This is a genomic window from Paenibacillus glycanilyticus, assembly GCF_023715145.1.
In the GTDB taxonomy this organism is placed as follows: Bacteria; Bacillota; Bacilli; order Paenibacillales; family Paenibacillaceae; genus Pristimantibacillus; species Pristimantibacillus glycanilyticus_A.
Map to the genome: position 1 here is coordinate 1 of NZ_JAMBNP010000006.1, position 19,708 is coordinate 19,708.

The window sequence follows — 19,708 nt, forward strand, 5'->3', positions numbered from 1 at the left end:
ATCGTGATGATTCATTACTTCGTAAGCATTAACTTTAATGAATTATCACCACAATGGCCCGTTTGTACGGGCAATCGTGATGATTCATTACTTCGTAAGCATTAACTTTAATGAATTATCACCACAACAGCCCGTTTGTACGGGCAATCGTGATGATTCATTACTTCGTAAGCATTAACTTAATGAATTATCATCACAATAGCCCGTTATACGGGCTATTGTGATGATTCATTACGTACGACCCTATTTCACCGATCCGGTCATTCCCGCCACAAAATGCTTTTGCATCAGGAAGAACACAATGGCCGTTGGAAGCGTCGCGATAAGAATAACAAGCATGTTCACGCCGTAGTCCGGCGAGTAGCTGGAGCCCAGATTCGAGATTAGAAGCGGAACCGTCCGTTTCTCGGGCGATTGCAGCACAACGAGCGGCCACAGATAGTTATTCCAGCTGGACATAAACGTAATAATAGCGGCTGCCGCATACGAGGTTTTCATCGTTGGCACATAGATGCGGAAGAATACGCCCATTTCGTTTAATCCATCTATTCGACCTGCTTCAAGCATTTCCTTCGGAAACATCTTCGTGCTTTGACGGAAAAAGAAAATCAAGAACGCAGTTGTCACCGACGGCAGTACGACCGCTGTCATCGTATTAATGCCGATAGCAGGTATATTCTGTGTAATTGTACCAAACATCCGGTATAGTGGCACCATTAAAGCCGCAAATGGAATCATCATCGACAGCAATAGAATATTGAACACAACATCCTTCGCCTTGCTGCGGAAAATTTCAAAGCCGTAACCGGCCAAAGAAGCAATTAGCAGAGCAAGAATCGTTGTCGAGATCGAAATTTTGGCCGAGTTGAGGAGTGCCGGTCCAAGATCAATTTGGTCGATAATCTTAGACCAGTTAGCACCTAGACTAGCGCCAGGCATCAATGTGCCTTTTGTAACGTCAACCGATTTATTGGTCGAGCTTATAATCATCCAGATAAATGGGAAGATCGAGACAATGGCCGCGATGCTTAGGAATACATAGGTGAATATCCGTTTAGCCATTTTTATCACCTGCCAGTTTAAACTGAAGTATCGAGAAGATTACAATAAGAATAACAACGGCATACGAGACAGTCGCGGCATAACCGAAATCAGGCGTATATTTGAACGACAGATTATAAATATATTGGGACAGCGTTGTAGTTGAGTTGCCTGGCCCGCCCTTCGTAATATTCATAACCTCATCGAACAGCTGCAGCGTACCGATTGTGGAAGTGATCGAAGTAAACAAAATAATCGGTTTAAGCAGCGGGATTGTAATCTGGCTGAATTGACGGAATGCAGACGCCCCATCTATCCGTGCTGCTTCATAAATGGAGTTATCGATATTTTGTAGGGCAGACAGATAGAAAATCATATTATATCCGGTCCAACGCCAAGTGATGGCAATAATAATCGTAATTTTAGCCCAGAATGGGTCGGTAATCCATTGAATTGGTGCATCAATAAGATGCATTTTGGTAAGCATTGCATTAATTAAGCCGTCAGCGCCAAACAAATATTTAAAAATAACCGAGTAAGCGACAAGCGATGTTACAGCCGGCAGGAAGATCGCCGTACGGAAAAATCCTTTAAATTTCAGTTTGCTGTCATTCAGCAATACCGAGATAAACATGGCAAGCACAATCATGATCGGCACTTGAATAATCAAGAAAATAAACGTATTTTTCAGTGCTGCAATAAATGTCTGGTCTTTAAATAGTCTTGCATAGTTGTCTCCGCCAACATAATGCAAGTTCGTGCCTATTCCGGTTTGGAACGACAGCATCAGTGCCTTAATCATGGGGTAGAAATAAAAGGCGCAGATCATAATAACAGCTATCGCAATAAACGACCAGCCGATCACGCTGGTTCTCGCATTAATATTCAAGTTGTTTGTTTTCACTTTACTCACAGCGTCAGCCAGCTCCTTCCTATCCTGAGCGATCTTATATAACGACATTGGAGCACATCCCCACAGGGCAAGCCCTTAACAACATAGCAGCTTGATCGCAGAGACGTGCTCCCAGGTCATTTTTTCTCTATTTTACTTGTGCGTCAGCTTGAGATTGAGCATCCTTCAATACACTGTCAATCGATTTGCCGTTCAGGTAATCCTGCATTTTAACAACCAGAATGTCTTCGATTGCATAAGTGTTCATACCGTAGTTCACGCTAGGAATTTCATTGGTCCATTTTGCAAAGTCTTGTACGATTTTTTGGCCGCCGAAGAATTCGCTGGTAGCCATATACGCTTCACCGGATGTAGCTGGTTTGTAAGTACCGATAGCGCCCACTTCAGTAACCAATTTTTGGTACAGATCAACATCAGAACCCAAAGTTGCTTTCAGGAACTCAGCTGCTGCTTCTTTACCTGGAACGTTCAGAACGTACCACGAGCTGCCGCCGAGGTTTGTTGCATGTACAGAGTTAGGCGTTTTTGCAAGCTTAGGAATTGGAGCAATTGCCCATTTGCCGGATTGCGAAGCCTCAGCCGTAATGGAAGGCGTGAACCAGTTACCTGTTGGAACCGATGCAACATCACCAGTATTGAAGTAGGATACATATTGACTCCAATCAGAGTTAGGCTTAACGATGTTAGCATCCATCATGTTTTTGTAGACTTCGAATGCTTCTTTCATAGCTGCGTTGTTTGCAATGTTAGGCGTTTTACCGTCTTCATTCATGTACCACGAACCAGCGGATTGAATCATCATACGGATAATGCCAAGGTCGTTAGGATCAAGGGAGATCCAATCTTTACCTGTAGCTTCTTTTACTTTCTTGCCGATCTCGATGTATTGATCCCAAGTGATGTCTTGAAGATCATCCATTGTGTAACCAGCTTTCTCCAGGTAGTCCGTTCTTACATACAGACCTGTAACACCGGAGTCGAACGGAACGCCGTAATATTTGCCGTCAACGCTTGTAGGTCCAAGCTTGTAATCAGCAAAGTCCGTTGATTTAATTACGCTGCTCAGATCATAGAACATATCTGGGTAAGCTTGCAGGAAGCTTTGTGCGCGGTAATCCTCGATAAGTACGATGTTCGGCAGACCTTTAGTCGTACCAGAGCTCATGCCTGTATTCAGCTTTTGAACGATATCGTTCTGAGCGTTCTCTACAATATCAACTGTCAAGTCTTTATTTGTTGCAGCATAAGCTTCTTTAGCCAGGTTCATCGCTTTAATGTTAAAGTTAGGATCCCAAGCCCAAACGGTAATTTTGCTTGCCTTGTCTCCACCGCCGTTAGCTCCGCTGTCTGTGCCGTTATTTGTATTGTTGCCCGTGTTGGAACCACAAGCCGACAACGTTACTGCGCTAAGTGCAAGTACTGTGATAAGTTTCTTCACTTCAAGACCTCCGTATCTGTATGTGTGTTGTAAGCGTTTTCCGTCTTACGAGTTTAATGATAGCACTCCCCCTATCCCCCTCGTTAGAACGATCTTTACAACGAATTGTCATATTATTATGAGTTGCCCCCAAGTGGTCTATTCGTACTAGGACAATCTTTAGAAATTAGGATCATTATTAGGTTGCAACAGCGGAATCCTGATTTTTACACGTGTACCCTCCCGAATTTCACTCGTAATCGTTACGCCGTATTCTTCCCCAAACAACAATTTAATACGGTCATTTACATTGCGGACACCAATGCCACTGAATAATTGACGTTTGCTCACCTGTTTCGGAATTCCGCCGTTAATATTCATGCCATCACCATTATCGACAACCTCACAGACAAGCGACGACCCCTCTTGAGCGACCATAATGTAAATATAACCTTCCGATTTCTCATTAAAGGCATGGAAGAACGCGTTCTCGATAAAAGGCTGAATCATCAGCTTCGGAATCCGGTAATCCAGACAATCCGGCGCAATGAAATAGCTCACCCTGATCCGCTCTCCATATCGAACTTGATTAATGAATACGTAGTTCTTCATATTATCCAGCTCCTGCTGGACGGTAATCATTTCGCTCACGTTGCCGATAGCATTCTGAAGCAAGGAGATCAGCGCATTAATCGTCTCGGCCGCTTTTTCTTTATTGCCCTGCTGTACCATGAATTTAACCGATGCGAGCGTATTGTATAGAAAATGCGGATTAATCTGCTGCTGAAGCGCTTCCAGCTCAGCATTACGCTGCTGCTTCTGCGTCTCCACAAGCTTGCTGACATAATCATTGAGCTCGTCGATCATTGCGTTAAAGGCAATGCCAAGCTGCCTGGTTTCGTAGCTGCCGTCCACCTTCACATGACGGTCAAACTCGTACTTGGAGATCGTGGAAATCTGCTTCACGAGGCGGGTCAACGATCTGGTCATGCTTCTTGAGATCAAGAACACTATAATGACGGCAACGGCTATAATCGCCATTACCAGCAAGGCAATCTGCTTCGTATCCGTCAGTTGACCAAGGATCTGCTTCTTATCAATGACATTCACCATATACAGATCTAATCCGGCAATATGCTCCGATAAGAGAAGATGGTCTTTGCCCATAATATCGGCGTTCTTGTAATCCAGGCTCTTCTCATCTATCTCCACCGCATACTGAAGAAGATCGGGAGAACGCTGTCCGATCCAGTCATTACGGTTGGAGGACACAATCGTTCCTCGTTTATCCATAACCGCTACATCATTCCCAAGACTCGTGTTGCTGTCATAGAACCTGGCAAAATAAGACTCGCGCACGGCAAAATACACCATCCCGTATACCGCGCCGCTTCGGTCAACGAGAGCCTTGGATGCAATGATTGTAGGCTCAATACCCGGAGTTCCGGATGTCTCGGCATCATCATAGGAATACATTAACTTGCGTGGTTCGGCGAGCGAGCGTTTTGTTATGGGGTGGTTCACAAGAGCATCATCGGGTACCGGCCAGTAGGAGCGGTCTGTCGAATAACGCCGGCCATTAATACCCGCAACCGTAATACCTACCTCATAAGCGTCCACGCTGGAGCGGATCCGGTTCATCTGCTGCCCCATTTGAAAATAGCTTCTAACCAAAGTGCTCGAGTCACCGCTGCCCTCTGTCAGGAACTGCTTAATCGTACCGCTCTGGGCAATTTTGTTAGATGTCAGGACAATCGAGTAATTAAAGGAGTCCATGCCGCTTCTGATCTGCGTAATAATTTTGGAATTCGTAATGCTGAAGGTTTCCATAAAAACGCGACCGGACACGTTCATCGTTGTCCAGGTCGCGGTAATGGAGACGGCCACGATGCTCACCACCATAATGATGAACATTTTCACGAACAGGCCGTTATATTTGAATCGGTCGAGTACATTTCTCAAGGCCATCACTCACTCATCTTAAGGATTGTTGCCGGTAGCGGCTTGGCGATAAGCCGGTATGCTTCTTGAATACTTTGCAGAAATAGCTATGATCCGAATAGCCAACCATCCCGCTGATCTCCGAGATCGAGGCCTCGCCTGCGCGCAGCAGCTCCGAAGCCTTCTCCAGCCTCACCCTGTGCAGGTAATCAACAAAGCCCTCGTTATGATGCGTAGAGAAATAGCTCGATAGATAAGACGGGTTGAAGTGAAAATGCTTTGCCATCTCCGTCAAATTCAGAGATTCCGCATAGTGCTCATGAATATAATCGAGCAGCCGCTTCATGTTGGCATTGCCGGATTGCTCGGCTTTCTCGGCGATGCAAAGCTTCGCCTCCCCGATAAACTCCGCGAGCAGCTCTGCTGCCGTATTCGCATTCCGGGATTCTTCGATTGCTTTGAAATAATAGTATTTCTTCGTCTCCAGCTGCTGCGTGCTATAGTTCATATTGCCCAGAAGCACCGTAATATTAAAAATGACGTTGCTCAGGAAGGACTTGAACTCGAATACATCCGTCGTATAGTTCGTCTTGAATAATTCCAAATGATCGTGCAAATATTCAAACGCCGTATCAAACCGCTCGCGCTTGAAGGACTCCGTAAAGCTGTTTAGGTTAAAAGACTCCGCAGCCTGCACGGATTCCGGAAACTCATGGAACAATAACAGATGCTTGTCCGGGAAATAAAACGCGTAATCCATCATTTTCAGCAGACTGGTCTTATGCGCTTGCTCCAGCTCCGCAATCGCCGAGAAAGGCTCGCTCACCACAACAGCCACTTCCTGCTTCAATTGATCGATAGAGCTGGCCATCGTTCTTCCCCAATAAGGAAGCAGACTCAGCATCGTATAGTCCAGATTGAGGAGCAGCATAATCATTGGCGCTTCCGCTTTCAGAACATGGTAGACCAGCTGATCGGCGTGCAAGGCCTGCTTGCCTAGTTCATCCAGCATCGTCTGCCGAATGGCATTCACCTGCTCCTTCGCGATCTCTCTTCCGCGCAGATCAACGCCAAGAAGGCAGAAGGCGCTATGCGGAAAATGATCCGCCAGCTCCGCTTCGACCTGCTTGTCATCTATTTCGTAGCCGGATATCAGCTTCTCCAATACCGAATCGATGGTTGGTCCTTGAATCGTGGACGATACGTCACCTTGCAAGGACGGGATTTTATCGGCGACAGCCTTGAGCACGTTCAGCATATGGCCGGTGTCGAGCTTCGGCTTTAATATATAGTCCCGCACGCCGCTTTGAAAAGTGGAGCGCACGTAATCGAAATCTCCAAAGCTGCTAAGGACAATCACTTCAATATCCGGATATTTCAGCTTGATTTGCCGGGTCAGCTCTTCGCCGTCCATGATTGGCATGACAAGATCCGTCAGCACAATATGAGGCTGCGTCACCGCGATAAGCTCAAGCGCTTCTTTCCCGTTGGAGGCTTCCCCTACGATCTGAAAGCCTTCCTGCTCCCAATTCATGTAGTGCTTGATGCCTTGCCGGATCAGGGCCTCGTCGTCGACGATAAGCAGCTTGCAGTAGTTTGACATGATTTCCCCTCCTGCACTTACATATGTAAAGTACATTATAACCGATAAAGCGAGCCGATTTCTCCCCATTATAAAGGAGCTGTCCATGTAAGATTTTGGCGAATTATTTGGAAGTTTGCTAGAATCGGGCAACTTTTGCTTCACATATCCGGGGAGGACTTGAATATATTGAATAACAAACCCAAAAAAACTGTGCAAGGAGGTGCTCCGAAAATGGGTTCAGCAGAAGATAGACTGTTTGTTGTATCTCAGGAGGACTGGTCGCTGCATCGCAAAGGCTACCAGGATCAAGCCAGGCACCAGCAAAAGGTGCGGGAAGCCATAAAACAAAACTTACCCGACCTCGTGTCTGAAGAAAGCATTGTCATGTCTGACGGCAAGCAAGTAATCAAAGTGCCGATTCGGAGCCTTGACGAATTCCGATTTGTGTATAACTACAATAAAAATAAACATGTAGGTCAAGGAGACGGTGACAGCCAGGTCGGCGACGTGCTCGGCGTCGATCCGCAAGCAGCCAAGGGCCCCGGCAAAGGCGAAGGTGCCGGCGATCAGCCCGGCGAGGATGTCATTGAAGCGGAGATCAGCTTAGCTGAGCTGGAGACCATGCTGTTCGAAGAGCTGGAGCTGCCTTTCCTTCGCCAGAAGGATAAAGACCAGCTTGAGACGAAAGAAATCCGGTTCAACGATATTCGGAAAAAAGGAATCATGTCGAACATCGACAAGAAGCGGACGATCATGGAAAACCTGCGGCGCAACGCCACATCAGGCACGCCGGGCATCCACGGCATCACGCCGGATGACCTGCGCTACAAAACCTGGGAAGAGATTGTGCGACCGCAGTCCAATGCCGTTATTCTCGCCATGATGGATACGTCGGGCTCGATGGGCTCCTTCGAGAAATACGTAGCGCGCTCCTTCTTCTTCTGGATGACCCGCTTCCTGCGGCATCAATACGAGAAAGTCGAAATCGTATTCATTGCCCACCACACCGAAGCGAAGGAAGTTACCGAGGAAGAATTCTTCACCCGCGGCGAAAGCGGCGGCACGATCTGCTCCTCCGCCTATATTAAGGCGCTTGAGATTATCGACAGCAGGTTCTCGCCAAGCATGTACAACATTTACCCGTTCCACTTCTCCGACGGAGATAACCTGACCAGCGACAACGAGCGCTGCGTCAAGCTGATCGGCGAGCTGCTCAAGCGCTCCAACCTGTTCGGCTACGGCGAAGTGAACCAGTACAACCGCTCGAGTACGCTCATGTCCGCATATAAGCATATTAATATGCAGCACTTCATGTACTACGTCATTCGCGAGAAAGGCGAAGTGTATAACGCTCTGAAATCGTTCTTCCGCAAGCGGGAAGGCGTTGTGGGGTAAATAAGAAAAGGGGCTATCCCAAAAGTCATTAAATTGACCTTGGGATAGCCCCTTTATGCTTCTCCTTGCTCAAGCGAGGTAGAGCTTCATTGGATTTCGCACAGCATGATAGAACGTTTTTCTCTGGTAGCTTGATCTACGTTGGATTTTCTGCAGGATAATCAGCGTATTTAGAGGATAGCGGCTTTATTCTGCACCCTTATATTGGAGTGAATCCAACATAGCCTCCAACAACTTCCTTGAACCCTGATTTCATTGGAGGAATTCCAACGCACCATGGATCGGTATTGAATTGAGCCATTTGGAACAGCTCGTTTATTTTCATAAACTTCCCCATGGATTGACTCTACTTACTGAATTCTCTTATCCTTTCATCTGTTCTTTGTTCCATCTCCTATTGCCGACTGCTCTAAAAGATAAGTAATCTGCTCCTCTATTATCTTGCTTTTTTCATCAAGTAACCTGTTACATTTATGGATTTGGTCACACATTTCTCGATTACAATAAAAAAGGATTCCAGGTAGGCTAACCTACCTGGAATCCCTATTCTATTTTATCGAGCTTGAGCCGTGCGCGCTGATAGTTTGCTACACTTCTGCTTGGTAGAGGGCGATGTTGTCAAAGTACCCTTTGCCGCCCGTGGCGGTCGCGCCGAGCTTTAACATCAGCTGCACGCTTCCGGTAACATTCGCGTCGCTAGGGCCGGAAGACACCAAAACGTTGTCCAGATAGAGCGCAAAGTTCCATTTCGTGCCGTTGTGGGTAAAATCCACTTTGAAATGATGCCACGCATCCTTGGTATAGTAAGCATTGCCCCAAGTGTTCCACGAACGCAGATTTAAATCACTGCCTTGCGCGGGTCCGTCGCTGTCATAAAATCTCGAGCTCCACCCGAGATAGAGAGCGTTTCCGGTCGTAACGCCGCTGCCCATAAAGTCATATTCCAATCTGTAGCTGACGTTCGGCTCAAGCGTAACCGCCGGGAACTGATACATACTATTTCCGTCAGTCTGGGTGATCTCAAGCGCCTTCCCGCCCACTTCGCCCGGAGCGGAGACAATCGCGCTGCCGGTGCCGGCCCATCCGATAACCTCACTCGGAGCGCTGCGCGAGTCGAAATTTTCCTCTAGCAGGACGTTATATGGGGTCTCCGGCTTTTTGCCTTGGTAGAGCTCGACGTTGTCGAAGTAGTTGTTTCCGCCGGCCCCGCCAACCTTCAACATCAGTTGCTGGGTGAGAGAAACCGCGCCGTTTACATCGTTTTCATCTACGAGCACGCCATCGAGGAAGAGTCTAACGCTCCACTTCGCGCCGCTATGCTTGAACTCCGCTTTGAAATGATGCCACTCGTCTTTCGTATACGACTTAGCGACCCAGCTCTGCCACATGCGCAGATTCAGCTTGCTCGCATCGCTTCCGCCGTCGCTGTCATAAAATCTCTCGCTCCAGCCGAGATAGAGAGCGTTCCCGGTGCTCGTGCCGCTGCCCATAAAATCATATTCCAAGGTGTAGTCGATCCCAGGCTCAAACGCGATCGCGGGGAATTGATATAAGCTATTGCCGTCAGTTTGAGTAATCCCAAGCGCCTTCCCGCCCACTCCGCCCGGAGCGGTGACAATCGCGCTGCCGGTGCCGGCCCATCCAACAACCTCGCTCGGAGCGCTGCGCGAGTCGTAGTTTTCTTCGTACAGGACCGCGTATTGAACTTCAAGCTCCTCGAACTCTGCCGTTACGACGACGTCCTCGCTCGGCATGAGGTATACATGGCTGCCGCTGGCCAGCGTCTGCTCCACGCCATTGATCTTGAGCCAGGACAGTGTATAGCCGTCGTCCGGGGTGATGGTCAGGTTAACCGTTTCGCCTTCGGCAGCAGTTGCCTTGTCCGCGGTGACCGAACCTCCGGTGATCTCACCGGGTACCGTAAAGCTGTGTGGCGTCGTCTCGCCCTCCTGCTGACCCTTATAAAGGAAGAAGTTATCAAAGTACGCTTTGCCGCCATTATCACTCAGATAGCCGTTCTTCAGCTTCACCGTCTGGTTCCCGATAGCAGTAGCGCTAGCGACAGGGCCGTTAGCCATAAGGATATTGTCGATGTAGAGCGTAAACGACCATTTCACGCCGTCATGCCTGAACTGCAATTTGAAATGGTGCCACTGGTTTTGGCTATAGGCCTTCGCGCTCCAAGTGCTGGCCGACCGCACATTCATCATGCCGTCCACCGGAGCGTCGCCGTCGAATAGCCGCTCACTGTCGTTCAAATAAAAACTTGTTCCGTCGATGCCGCCGTCACCCTTAAAGTCATATTCAAGGGTATAGTCGATGCCCGGCTCAAAGCTGATCCCAGGGAGTTGATACAGGTTATTGCCGGCACCCTGCGTAATTTCTACCGCCTTATTACCCTCGTCACCCTCCGGACGGTCAACAATCGCTGCTCTATCGCCGGCCCATGCTCCTCCGCCGACACTATTACTGTCGTCAAAGTTCTCGTCGTACAACACAGCGTATCCGTCGCCCGGCTCTATCTCGGCGAACGAAGCCGTCACGGTGACGTCCTCGCCCGGCATGGCAAACAGGTACTTGTTATCGCCGAGACCGGACAGTCCTGCAGCGCTGCCGTTGACCTTGAGCGAGCCGCTCTGCATTTTGTATTCGGGATTTGGAGCAACAGCGAGGGTGACCAGCTCGCCCTCTATCGCCTGAGCTTTATTAGCTGTAACGTTTCCGTTCTCCAGCTGGCCGATCGTAATATTGTGCGCCGCCGGCTCCGGTGTAGAAGCCTTTACAATGACGAACACCGGCTTCTCCGTAACTCTTACGGTCACCTTTCCGTCAATGAGTTGAGACTTTATAGAGGTGGCGGAACCGGTATCGCTCTTGTCAACCAGCTCGACTAGCGTTACGTCCTCGATATCCGCCTGAGGAATATCGGAAAGATCAAGCTCGTAATCCACATCGTTGCCGTCAACATCGCCCTTGGAGGTTCCAAGCCAGAGCGCGTAGCCCTTGCCGTTATTTTTGTCTTGCTCGTCTTTCCCAACATTAGCGTCCTCGAAGCCGAACCGAAGAACGTTCAGCGCGTTCTCGGGCGTAGTATTGTTATTGGTAAAGGCGTTGCCCGACGTGTCCCACGCTTCTACTTTTTTGGTATAGGCGGGAGTCTCCACTTCCTTCTCGAAGCGCATATCGCCTAGCCAGTTGCGCATGGCCGTGACATAGTACCAGGAAGGTTTCTTAGCGTTTGGACCCTCGCCTAACACTTCTTGGGTATCCAGATACCCGCTGGTATTGAATTTGCCGGCGGTACCCGTTCCTGAACCGCGCAGCATGAACTGCTGGGCACGATCCACGCCCCAGGACGCCAGGAGCAGAAATTCCCTCACGATCCAGCGGCCTTGAATTTCAAAACCGCCGATTACGTTTTGCAGGGTTGCCGGATTGTCCTTTCCAGGGAAGCTCGGATAAAGCTCCGGATTTAATTCGAGCTCCGCGTTGACGCCGGGATAATAATCCTGATTCGCTTTGGCGGTGGTCGCCGTGCCTTGGGCGCTGTCCCAGCCCAGCTCGGATATCCACACCTCGGCGTTTGGATAATACAACGCGCGAAGATTCATGACCCAATTCATGCCGTACTCAAGGGGAACGTCTTGGCTCCACGTCTGCTTGGTCCACTGGTCCTCCTCTGGCGCGACGCCGCCTATCGACCTGCCGTTCGCGACGTCTTTGGAGTCGGGGGTGTAGTGGTGCACATTCAGTATGTCTACCGGGAACTGCTCGAACCTGTACAAGAAGTTTTGCTGTTCCTCGGGATTTTCCTCTCCGAGCAGGGCTTCCTCTCTGGTGTAAGGCTTCAACTTCTCGGCATCATGCTTCCTATAGTACGAACCGCCTTCGAAGACGTAGTTAATATCCAGGTAATCGTCCTCGGTTCTGTAGGTCAGGAACCACTCTGTCATCTCTTCCAGGAACTTGAGATCGAGACCGCCTACGCCAGCTATGGACAGCTTGGCATTAGGGTCGGCGTTCTTGATGCCCACGCCGGAATAAGGCTTGCCGGTGGCTTTCTCGGTGTAGATGTAATTCCCGCTCCGGGAGTTAACATCGATGTCCGTATCGTGTATCCACGACTTCATCGAGTTCATGTGGCCGTCGTAGTCCGCGCTGGTCATGGCCGCGAACTCATAGCCGTTCACTCCCTTGAGGTTCAATTCGTTGCCGTTCTCATAAGTCTCGATCAGGTTCAACCCGATTTCCTTGGAGGTGCCGGGGGCAACGTGCACCAGATCGGGATCGATGGTGCCGCCCTCCTCCGTGCTCTTTGCGCTTCCGTATCTAGCTACATGCTGCCATAGGCTCATGGCATGGCCCAGATAGGAATCGGGGTTCTCTCTGTCCCCATCACCCTGGTAATTGGGAATGCTGAACGCGGGATCCTTTCTTTCGGCATCTCCGACATGCAGATTCTGCACGTCCAGATATACTTCCGCACCGGCGGCTTTCATGTTCCTGTAGTAAGCGTCAAATGCGCCCCAGGTGTTGACGAACGCCACCAGCGGCCTATCCGGATCGTCGATCATGCGCGGATCGTTGTCGCCGGCGTCCAGATCGTTCCCGGCCATATATTCCGTCCAGGACCAAGTGTGGTATTCTCTCGTCGTTCCGCTGACAGGGACGACGCTGCCATTAAGATCAGGATCATTAAAGAAGCTGTTTGTGCCGACAAACGTACCGAAGTCCGTATCGGATTCAGGTACTGTCTGTGGTTCTTTGTTCCAATCTATTGGTACGATTTCCCTTTTGCCGGTATCCGCGATCAGCGGTTCCAGCGGAAGGCCGAGAATAACAAACTCGGATAGGTTGACGTCGCGGTCGACTGTAATGATATCGTCCGCGAAATTAACATATTTGTACGTCCCGCCGCTCAGCTTTTCGATTTTGATTTTCGAGGCGTTCTTAATCTCGTCGTAATTGTAGCCACCGCCGAAGCTGGCGGGGCTAGTAAGGTCCATTCGCACCCAGCTGTCGTCGTTGTTCATAGCGTGGGTGAACAGCTGCACATAATGGCCGTCCACATAAGCGGACACCCTGACAGAACCGCCCGCGACCTGCCACTCACTGGTCTGGTCCGCTATGGCGTCTGATGTGGCCCCATACTTCGCGCCGTCAAAGAACCAGATCTCCTGAAGCGTATGCTTCTGATTGAGTGCGATCTCTAGCGTGCTGCTGCCGCCCTCGGCCGTTCTCCATACACTGTCATTTACCGGAAGCGCTTTCACTTCGTCGCTGAGTTTGGGCCAGTAGCCGTTCGGAGCTGCGGCGCTGATCTGGTCAAACGTCGTGAAGTCCTTGTAGTTCTCGTATCCGTCGAACAACAGGTAAGGCGATCCGTCGCTCTCAGCCTTGCCGTCGTTGCCCAGCCAAGACCTCTGCACCGCCGCCACCTTGCTGCGGGTGATGGGCTTGCCGAACATGACAAAGCTCGAAAGGTTTACGTCGGTGTCGAAGTTTCTGTATACGTCAGCGCCTTCCCACCAGTTGTATTTATCCTCGCTCACCTTTTCGATTTTGATTTTCGAGACTCTCTTGATCTCATCGTAGGTGAGACTGGTATGGCTGGCGAAATCGCTCAGATCCCTAAGGTCTACCTGCACCCAGCTATCATCGTTGTTCATATCATAGGAGAATAGCAGCTCATACCTCTCCTCGTCTTCCAAGTAGCCGTACACATTGATAGACCCGCCAATGACCTCCCACTTGCTGCCTACGCCTTCAGGATCGTTCGGAACGTCGGGAACGGGGTTATCCGGATCCGTAAAGTTCCAATAAGCCGAGGGGCGGTACGCTCCTCCGTCAAAGAACCATATCTCCTCAAGCTCATGCCGCTGTTTAAGATCAATTTCAAGGACTCTGTTCGTGTTCCATGCTCCTCCGGCTGCCGATCTCCATACCTTGTCGGTATTGCCGTTCGGGATTAACTTGTCCTCTTGGCTTAGGATAGGCCAGTAGCCGGACGGACTCGCCGCGCTGATCTGATCGAACGTGGTGAATTCCTTATAGGTCTCGTATCCGCTGAACAGCAGATACGGATTGCCGGGGGTCGTATCCTCGCCTTTCGTGCCCAGCCAGGATCTATCCACGTCAACAACCTCTTTGTCGCCTATGGTGACCCATCCGTCGTTGTCGCCTTCGACAGCGCTCGTCACATTAACGGTCAGTTGGCCGGACTGGGAAATTAGGTCGCCTTTTTTGTCCTGTGCTTTGCTTATAAGCGTGTATTCTCCCGGCTCGTTATAGGCGGTGTTAAAGGTAAAGGTTTGCGAATTGCCTTTTTTGATCTGTTTGATAGCCCAGATGTTCTCTCCCGCAACGATGCTGATATTGTTGTATGTACCCTTGCTGCCATTATTGGATGCGGTAACCATATAAGTTACCGTCTCACCCGGTTCCACGGATGTTTTATCCGCGTTCAGGGATACGTCGATCCCCGCCGCGGTGCCCGCAAAAGCCTGGACCGGGATGCTTGTCGACAAGATCATGATTACCGTAATCATAACTGCCAATAGCCTTCGTTTCATCATTTTCCCTCCTTATAAAAATAGTGAATCCAGGTGTGCCCTACAAAACGCCTTTTTCGGTGACCCCGCGGAAACAGACCGGGCTAACGATTCCGGGATAAGCGGGAACATGCTCAGCGAACACGAAAACACCCTTCCTTCCTATGAAAATGATGACTGGCCCGGTGCGTATAAAGTAACACATTCTATTGGCGGTATATATGGCATTTCATTGCCTTTCGTTTACTTTTTATGGCTTTACGGAAATATAGCGGGGAATCGCATCGACAAGCACGAATGATCCCAAAAAAAACGCGGCGACCGCTCTTCGGATGATTACCGAAACTCGATCGCCGCTTAATGAAATACTCTATTTTCTCTCGTCCGTTGTCACCGCGCATCCAATCCGGCGATTCTCAACTTCACGTCCGCGAGCTCGGTCAGATTGGATGCCGGGCTGTCCAGGTAGAAATAAGCGCAGCTCGACCAATCGTCCTCACGCTCGAAATTGCCGTAATCCGGAATGCTCTCCGGCTCGTCGGCGGCAAAGTCGATGATCCGCTCTCCTTCGCGCGCCGCCATCGCCCGTACGCCCGACTCCTTGAACTTGTCGCGCGTCTGCGGATCCCAGTAGCCGATCTGCTGCATCGTTACCTTGATATCGCGCTGGAAGTAGACCGGGTCGGGCACGTGATAGCGGTAGAAGCAGAATGCCATGCTCGTCTTGTCGGCTACATGGCAGCCTTGATACAGGTTGCTGAACGTCCCCTGCTCCCAGCCGGTGCCGATGTAATCTTCCGTTCCTGTGCTGCAAAGACTCGGGTAGTCATCGTCTCTATCCAGGTATATTTTGCATTAGCCTTCGCCCCACCAGGATAGGCCATACCGGGACGTATCGGGCTTAACGCCGATGTTCGTACCGAGGAAGCGGCCGCGGCCCTGCAGCTTCGGCAGTATCTCGTAATCCCGCCGCTGCGTCGTCGGATATTCCCGCCGAAAGTGCGCGTGGAAGTACAGAACGTCCGCCGCATGGCGGTCTCCCACCGTATAATCGACATCATAGAAAAACATTCGCAGCGCCTCGTCTCCTTCATTCGTCACCGCGATCTTCATCCCGGTACGGAACGGCATCGGAACGGCGCAGTTAAAGCTCCTGCCTTCCGGACTGCTGAACAACGCCGATTGGAACGGCGTGACGAGACCGAGACCTGTGCCAAAAAAATCGCCGAGAGGGGCGCTGACCGCCGCCTTCGCTGAACCGTCCCAATACATGTCGAGGCGGAGCGAACGCAGCATGCGCGGGCTTCTGTCGTTTATCGTAATCCAGATGCGCCGGACGATACCGCTGACCCCTTGCTCCTCGGCCAGCACGACCGTCTCCCCGGGAGCGATCGGCAGGAACGGCGAGCCTTTGCGGCCGCCTCCGGCGCGGGCTGCGGAACCTTTGGCACCCGTCCGGTTCTCGGGGCACGCCCAGCGCGTCTCCACCCCTTCGGGCATCGCGTACAGCGCATTTTCTCCATGCGCTCCGATTTCCGTTCCCATCCTATTTTGTATCATCTGACGGCTTCTCCTTTCGTTCATTGCCCCACAGCCGCGTGCCTCCGCCGAGCGCTTGCCGCCATTCGTGTCGCCAGAGATGAACGTCCGGAATCGTAATTTCCGGCATATTCTGCCGCTTCTCCTTCGCCGGGAACGCCGGGAAAGGCTTATGCGGCTCCGCCTGGTACCAGTACGAAACGGTGCTTAAATCAAGCGTCAGGTTATTGTCATGTCCATGCTCGATGCTCGCGCGAAGCGACTTGTCGAAGTAGACTGGCTCCTCCAGCATGAACCGGTAACAGTGCGTCCTGCCCATCCAGCCCAGCTTATCCGGCACGCGGGCATAGCCGAAATACGGATGCAAATAAACCTCGTTCGGGCACCAGGAGCTGTTGAAGAAATCCTCCGTCCCCGTACCTTGGAGCGATCCCGGCCAATCCTCGCCGTCGACGAGCCACATGTCATCGCCTTCGCCGTACCACATCGGGCCCGGATTTTCCACGAAATAGTTGACCCCGACGAAATGGCCTTTGCCTTCGATATCGGCGAACAAATAATTGTTCGCGTCGCTCGGATTTTTGCCTTCCGGCGCGAGGATGCTCCATTCATTCTCCCCGGCTTCCGGATGCACATCGGTCAGCTCGCGGTTCCACCAGGCATGGAAACGGCCCATCGAAGCCGGCATCTCGCGGTGCTCCTCATAGTCAATGTAGTAATAGAACGACCGGATCGGTTCATCGGACTCGTTCTGCAGCGTAATCCGCGCACCGCTGCCGAACGGCATCGGGAAATAGCAGTTCAGCGCTTTTCCCTTGGCAGGTGCCGCCGCCAGCGGCAGAGAGATGAAATTGTACTCTTCACCCCAGCCTTGGCCGAAGAAGTCGCCGAGAGGCGCCTCCACGCTTGGCTCCGTCTCTCCGTCCCAATACATGCGCAGTACGGCATTGCGGCGGATCATCTTGTCAAGCGTGTTGACCGTAATCCAAATATGCTTGATAATGCCCGCGCCGGGAATGTCCGCCAGCACGGCCGTCTCGCCCGCCGGAATCGTCACGTAATCCTGGTTGCCCCCCGTGCGGTCGTAGCTCGATACCCGTTTGGTGCGAATGCCGTCCTTGATCTTGTAAATATCGTTAAGCAGGCTCATCCAGTATCGCTCTCCCTTTACCTCGTTATTGTGTCCATCAGCAGGGTGCCCGGCGCTAGCCGCGCTCGACTCCGACTCGGTCCAGGAACGCCTCTCCGTAATGGGCGGCAAGCCTCATAAAACTTTCCGCCGCGGCGCCGTTTCCCCAATCATAAATCGCGAATTCGCCCATGTAATCGTCCGTGGCGCTCGTCCGGCCTCCGTGGCCGTAATTTTCCATCATGAATCCGTAGTCCGCTTCACCAAAAAAAGGCCATGTATGCTCCCAGCGCGCCTTCGCCGCCGGATTCTCCGGACAGTACATCAGCGCGAACGAGACGCGGAGTGCCGCGATTCCCCGCTCGACATACTCCTCGGCTCCCAGCTCCAGACCGTACCGGATAATCGTCTCGGCGAACAGGCTTTGGCGAGCGTCATTCCACTCTCCGTCTGCATTCATGACGCCGAAGCCGCCGACCGCCGGAACGAAAATATAGGGAGGCTGCCACGAAGCCTGCGTCATCAGCAGCTCGTCAAGGCAGCGACGGCCGAGCTGCAAATACGCGGGATCGCCGCTCGTTCCGTAGCTTTCGAGCAGCGCCTCCGCCGTCCAGAACATCGAGAAGTTGCACTGCTTATACATGTTGTTGCGCTCAACCTTACGGCCGATCCATTCGTCACGTCCGAACGGACTGCAGGAATAATAGGTTTCGAAATCCTCCCAGCGCCCGACGGGCACAACATGCTCAGCGACCGCGTCCATCGCCTGCAGCGCAGCAGCGCGATACGATTCATTGCCTGTAATTTGGTACAACTTCAGCAGGAATGTAACGGACATCGACGTCTCCGGGCTGTCGTCGAGTACGCCGCAAGGCTCGTACGTCTTCTCGTCGATCCAGCCGGGGAAGAAGCCACGCGCGTCCTGCAGCCGCAGCAGCGCGTCGCCGTACCGGACAGCGTATTCGAGCAATCGCCTGTCAGGCTCCAACTCTTCATGCCAACGAAGCATCTGCAGGGCAGTCCAGCTCATATCGAGCGCATGCAGAGGCGCATCCTTAACGACGTCGGTGAACGGATTGCGATTCGAATTGCCCCAGTAATGGGTCTGCCAGCCTTTGGATCGATTGATCTTCCGGCCGTTCTCATCCACGAACTCCATCTCCGCGGTGAGGACCGATGGGAAAAAGCCTCCGTTCTGCGGAGCCGCCAGCGCCAGCTCCTTCGTTTGCCGCGCGCGCTTGACATAATCCTCGTTGCCGGTGCGCTGGCCGAAGCGGAATAGCCCTTGCGCCGAGCGCAGCGAGCTGAACCATGCCTGGTTCCAGACGGAGCGGAGCTCCCGTTCGCTCGTCTCCCCCGGATAATTCGGACTTTGCGTTACATTAACGATGAAGACCGGCGCTCCTACTTTGCGATCGCCAAGGTCGATACTTTGCCAAATAGCGTCTTTCCAGCCGCGGAATGCCCACTCGTAAGCGTATTTGGCGTACGGCTCGAGAGAGCCTCGCAGCGGTTCGCCGGAACGATACAGCTTGCCGCCCCAGCCTTCCCACAGGAACGCCAGCGCTTGTCGCCACGGGTTCGCGAGATCGTCGGCTTCGGTCGACACGTTTACATAGAAGCCGAATTCAAGCTCGCCCGCCGGGAACACGGCGCCCGGCCGCCGAACGTACAGCACGTGCTCCCGCACTTCGGTGGCTGACAGACCAAGGGTCAGCTCATTGCGGGGAGCGTCCAGATCCATGTACCAGCGCGGCGACTCGGCGGCGCCGGACGCAGATGTCTCCGGCATCGCCAGCATCGCGTCCGGGTCGGGGACGATCGTCAGCAGCAGTTCGCGGTCGCCCGCAATCAACGCAGGCGATCGGAACGAATGCTGATCAACAACGTGATCGCCCGTCGGCGTCAGATGCGGCGACCAATGAAACGTCGGCGCGAACGCCGGGCGGATCGTCACGCGCCAGTCGTCCTGCCGGATATCCTCGGTCAGACGGAAGCTCAGGCGGATCCTCGCCCGCCCCGGCTCTTCATAGACGATGGACGTCCGCGGAAGCTCTCCCCCGAGCTCGCCATATTCAATCGAACCAATAAAAGGGGCGTATTCCGGGGCGAGCATCAGGCTTACAGCCGCGAGCGATGCGCCATCGCCTTGCGATCGGTCGGATAAGTTCGACATCAACATTCCCTCCTGTTAAGC

9 protein-coding genes and 1 pseudogene are annotated in these 19,708 nt (G+C 51.9%); 1 reads left to right on the plus strand and 9 read right to left on the minus strand.

What is annotated here, in order from left to right; translation table 11 throughout:
* Positions 1-243: 243 nt before the first annotated feature.
* From M3194_RS17465 to M3194_RS17485, 5 genes are all read right to left on the minus strand, one after another.
* Positions 244-1,062: a carbohydrate ABC transporter permease gene (locus M3194_RS17465; protein ID WP_251655370.1), complete on the minus strand. Its 819-nt coding sequence runs from the start codon at positions 1,060-1,062 to the stop codon at positions 244-246.
* Complete coding sequence (locus M3194_RS17470) at positions 1,055-1,870, minus strand: carbohydrate ABC transporter permease (protein ID WP_251655696.1); 816 nt, start codon at positions 1,868-1,870, stop codon at positions 1,055-1,057. Before M3194_RS17470 ends, M3194_RS17465 begins: the two co-directional genes overlap by 8 nt.
* Positions 1,871-2,081: 211 nt before the next feature.
* A complete protein-coding gene (locus M3194_RS17475; protein ID WP_251655371.1) occupies positions 2,082-3,392 on the minus strand; it encodes an ABC transporter substrate-binding protein in 1,311 nt (436 codons plus the stop codon).
* Between the two features lie 159 nt (positions 3,393-3,551).
* The gene (locus tag M3194_RS17480; protein ID WP_251655697.1) at positions 3,552-5,333 is read right to left on the minus strand and encodes a cache domain-containing sensor histidine kinase; all 1,782 of its coding nucleotides are present in this window, start codon (positions 5,331-5,333) and stop codon (positions 3,552-3,554) included.
* A 13-nt stretch (positions 5,334-5,346) separates the two neighbouring features.
* Positions 5,347-6,915: a response regulator transcription factor gene (locus tag M3194_RS17485; protein WP_251655372.1), complete on the minus strand. Its 1,569-nt coding sequence runs from the start codon at positions 6,913-6,915 to the stop codon at positions 5,347-5,349.
* 213 nt (positions 6,916-7,128) lie between these two features.
* Here M3194_RS17485 and yhbH point away from each other — a divergent pair, with 213 nt between their 5' ends.
* On the plus strand, positions 7,129-8,292 hold the full coding sequence (gene yhbH / locus M3194_RS17490; protein WP_251655373.1) for a sporulation protein YhbH: 1,164 nt from the start codon (positions 7,129-7,131) through the stop codon (positions 8,290-8,292).
* A 587-nt stretch (positions 8,293-8,879) separates the two neighbouring features.
* Here the strand turns inward: yhbH and M3194_RS17495 are convergent.
* The 4 genes and pseudogenes from M3194_RS17495 to M3194_RS17510 form a co-directional block, all read right to left on the minus strand.
* Entirely contained in the window at positions 8,880-14,867 is a 5,988-nt protein-coding gene (locus M3194_RS17495; protein WP_251655374.1) for an InlB B-repeat-containing protein, read from the minus strand.
* Positions 14,868-15,233: 366 nt separating this feature from the next.
* Positions 15,234-16,427, minus strand: a pseudogene (locus tag M3194_RS17500) (glycoside hydrolase family 172 protein).
* Positions 16,390-17,532, minus strand: coding sequence for a glycoside hydrolase family 172 protein (locus M3194_RS17505; protein ID WP_251655375.1), 1,143 nt, complete (start codon positions 17,530-17,532; stop codon positions 16,390-16,392). Before M3194_RS17505 ends, M3194_RS17500 begins: the two are co-directional and overlap by 38 nt.
* 55 nt (positions 17,533-17,587) lie before the next feature.
* Positions 17,588-19,687 carry a hypothetical protein gene (locus M3194_RS17510; RefSeq protein ID WP_251655376.1) on the minus strand — a complete coding sequence of 700 codons (2,100 nt, stop codon included), beginning with the start codon at positions 19,685-19,687 and terminating at the stop codon, positions 17,588-17,590.
* Between the last annotated feature and the right edge of the window lie 21 nt (positions 19,688-19,708).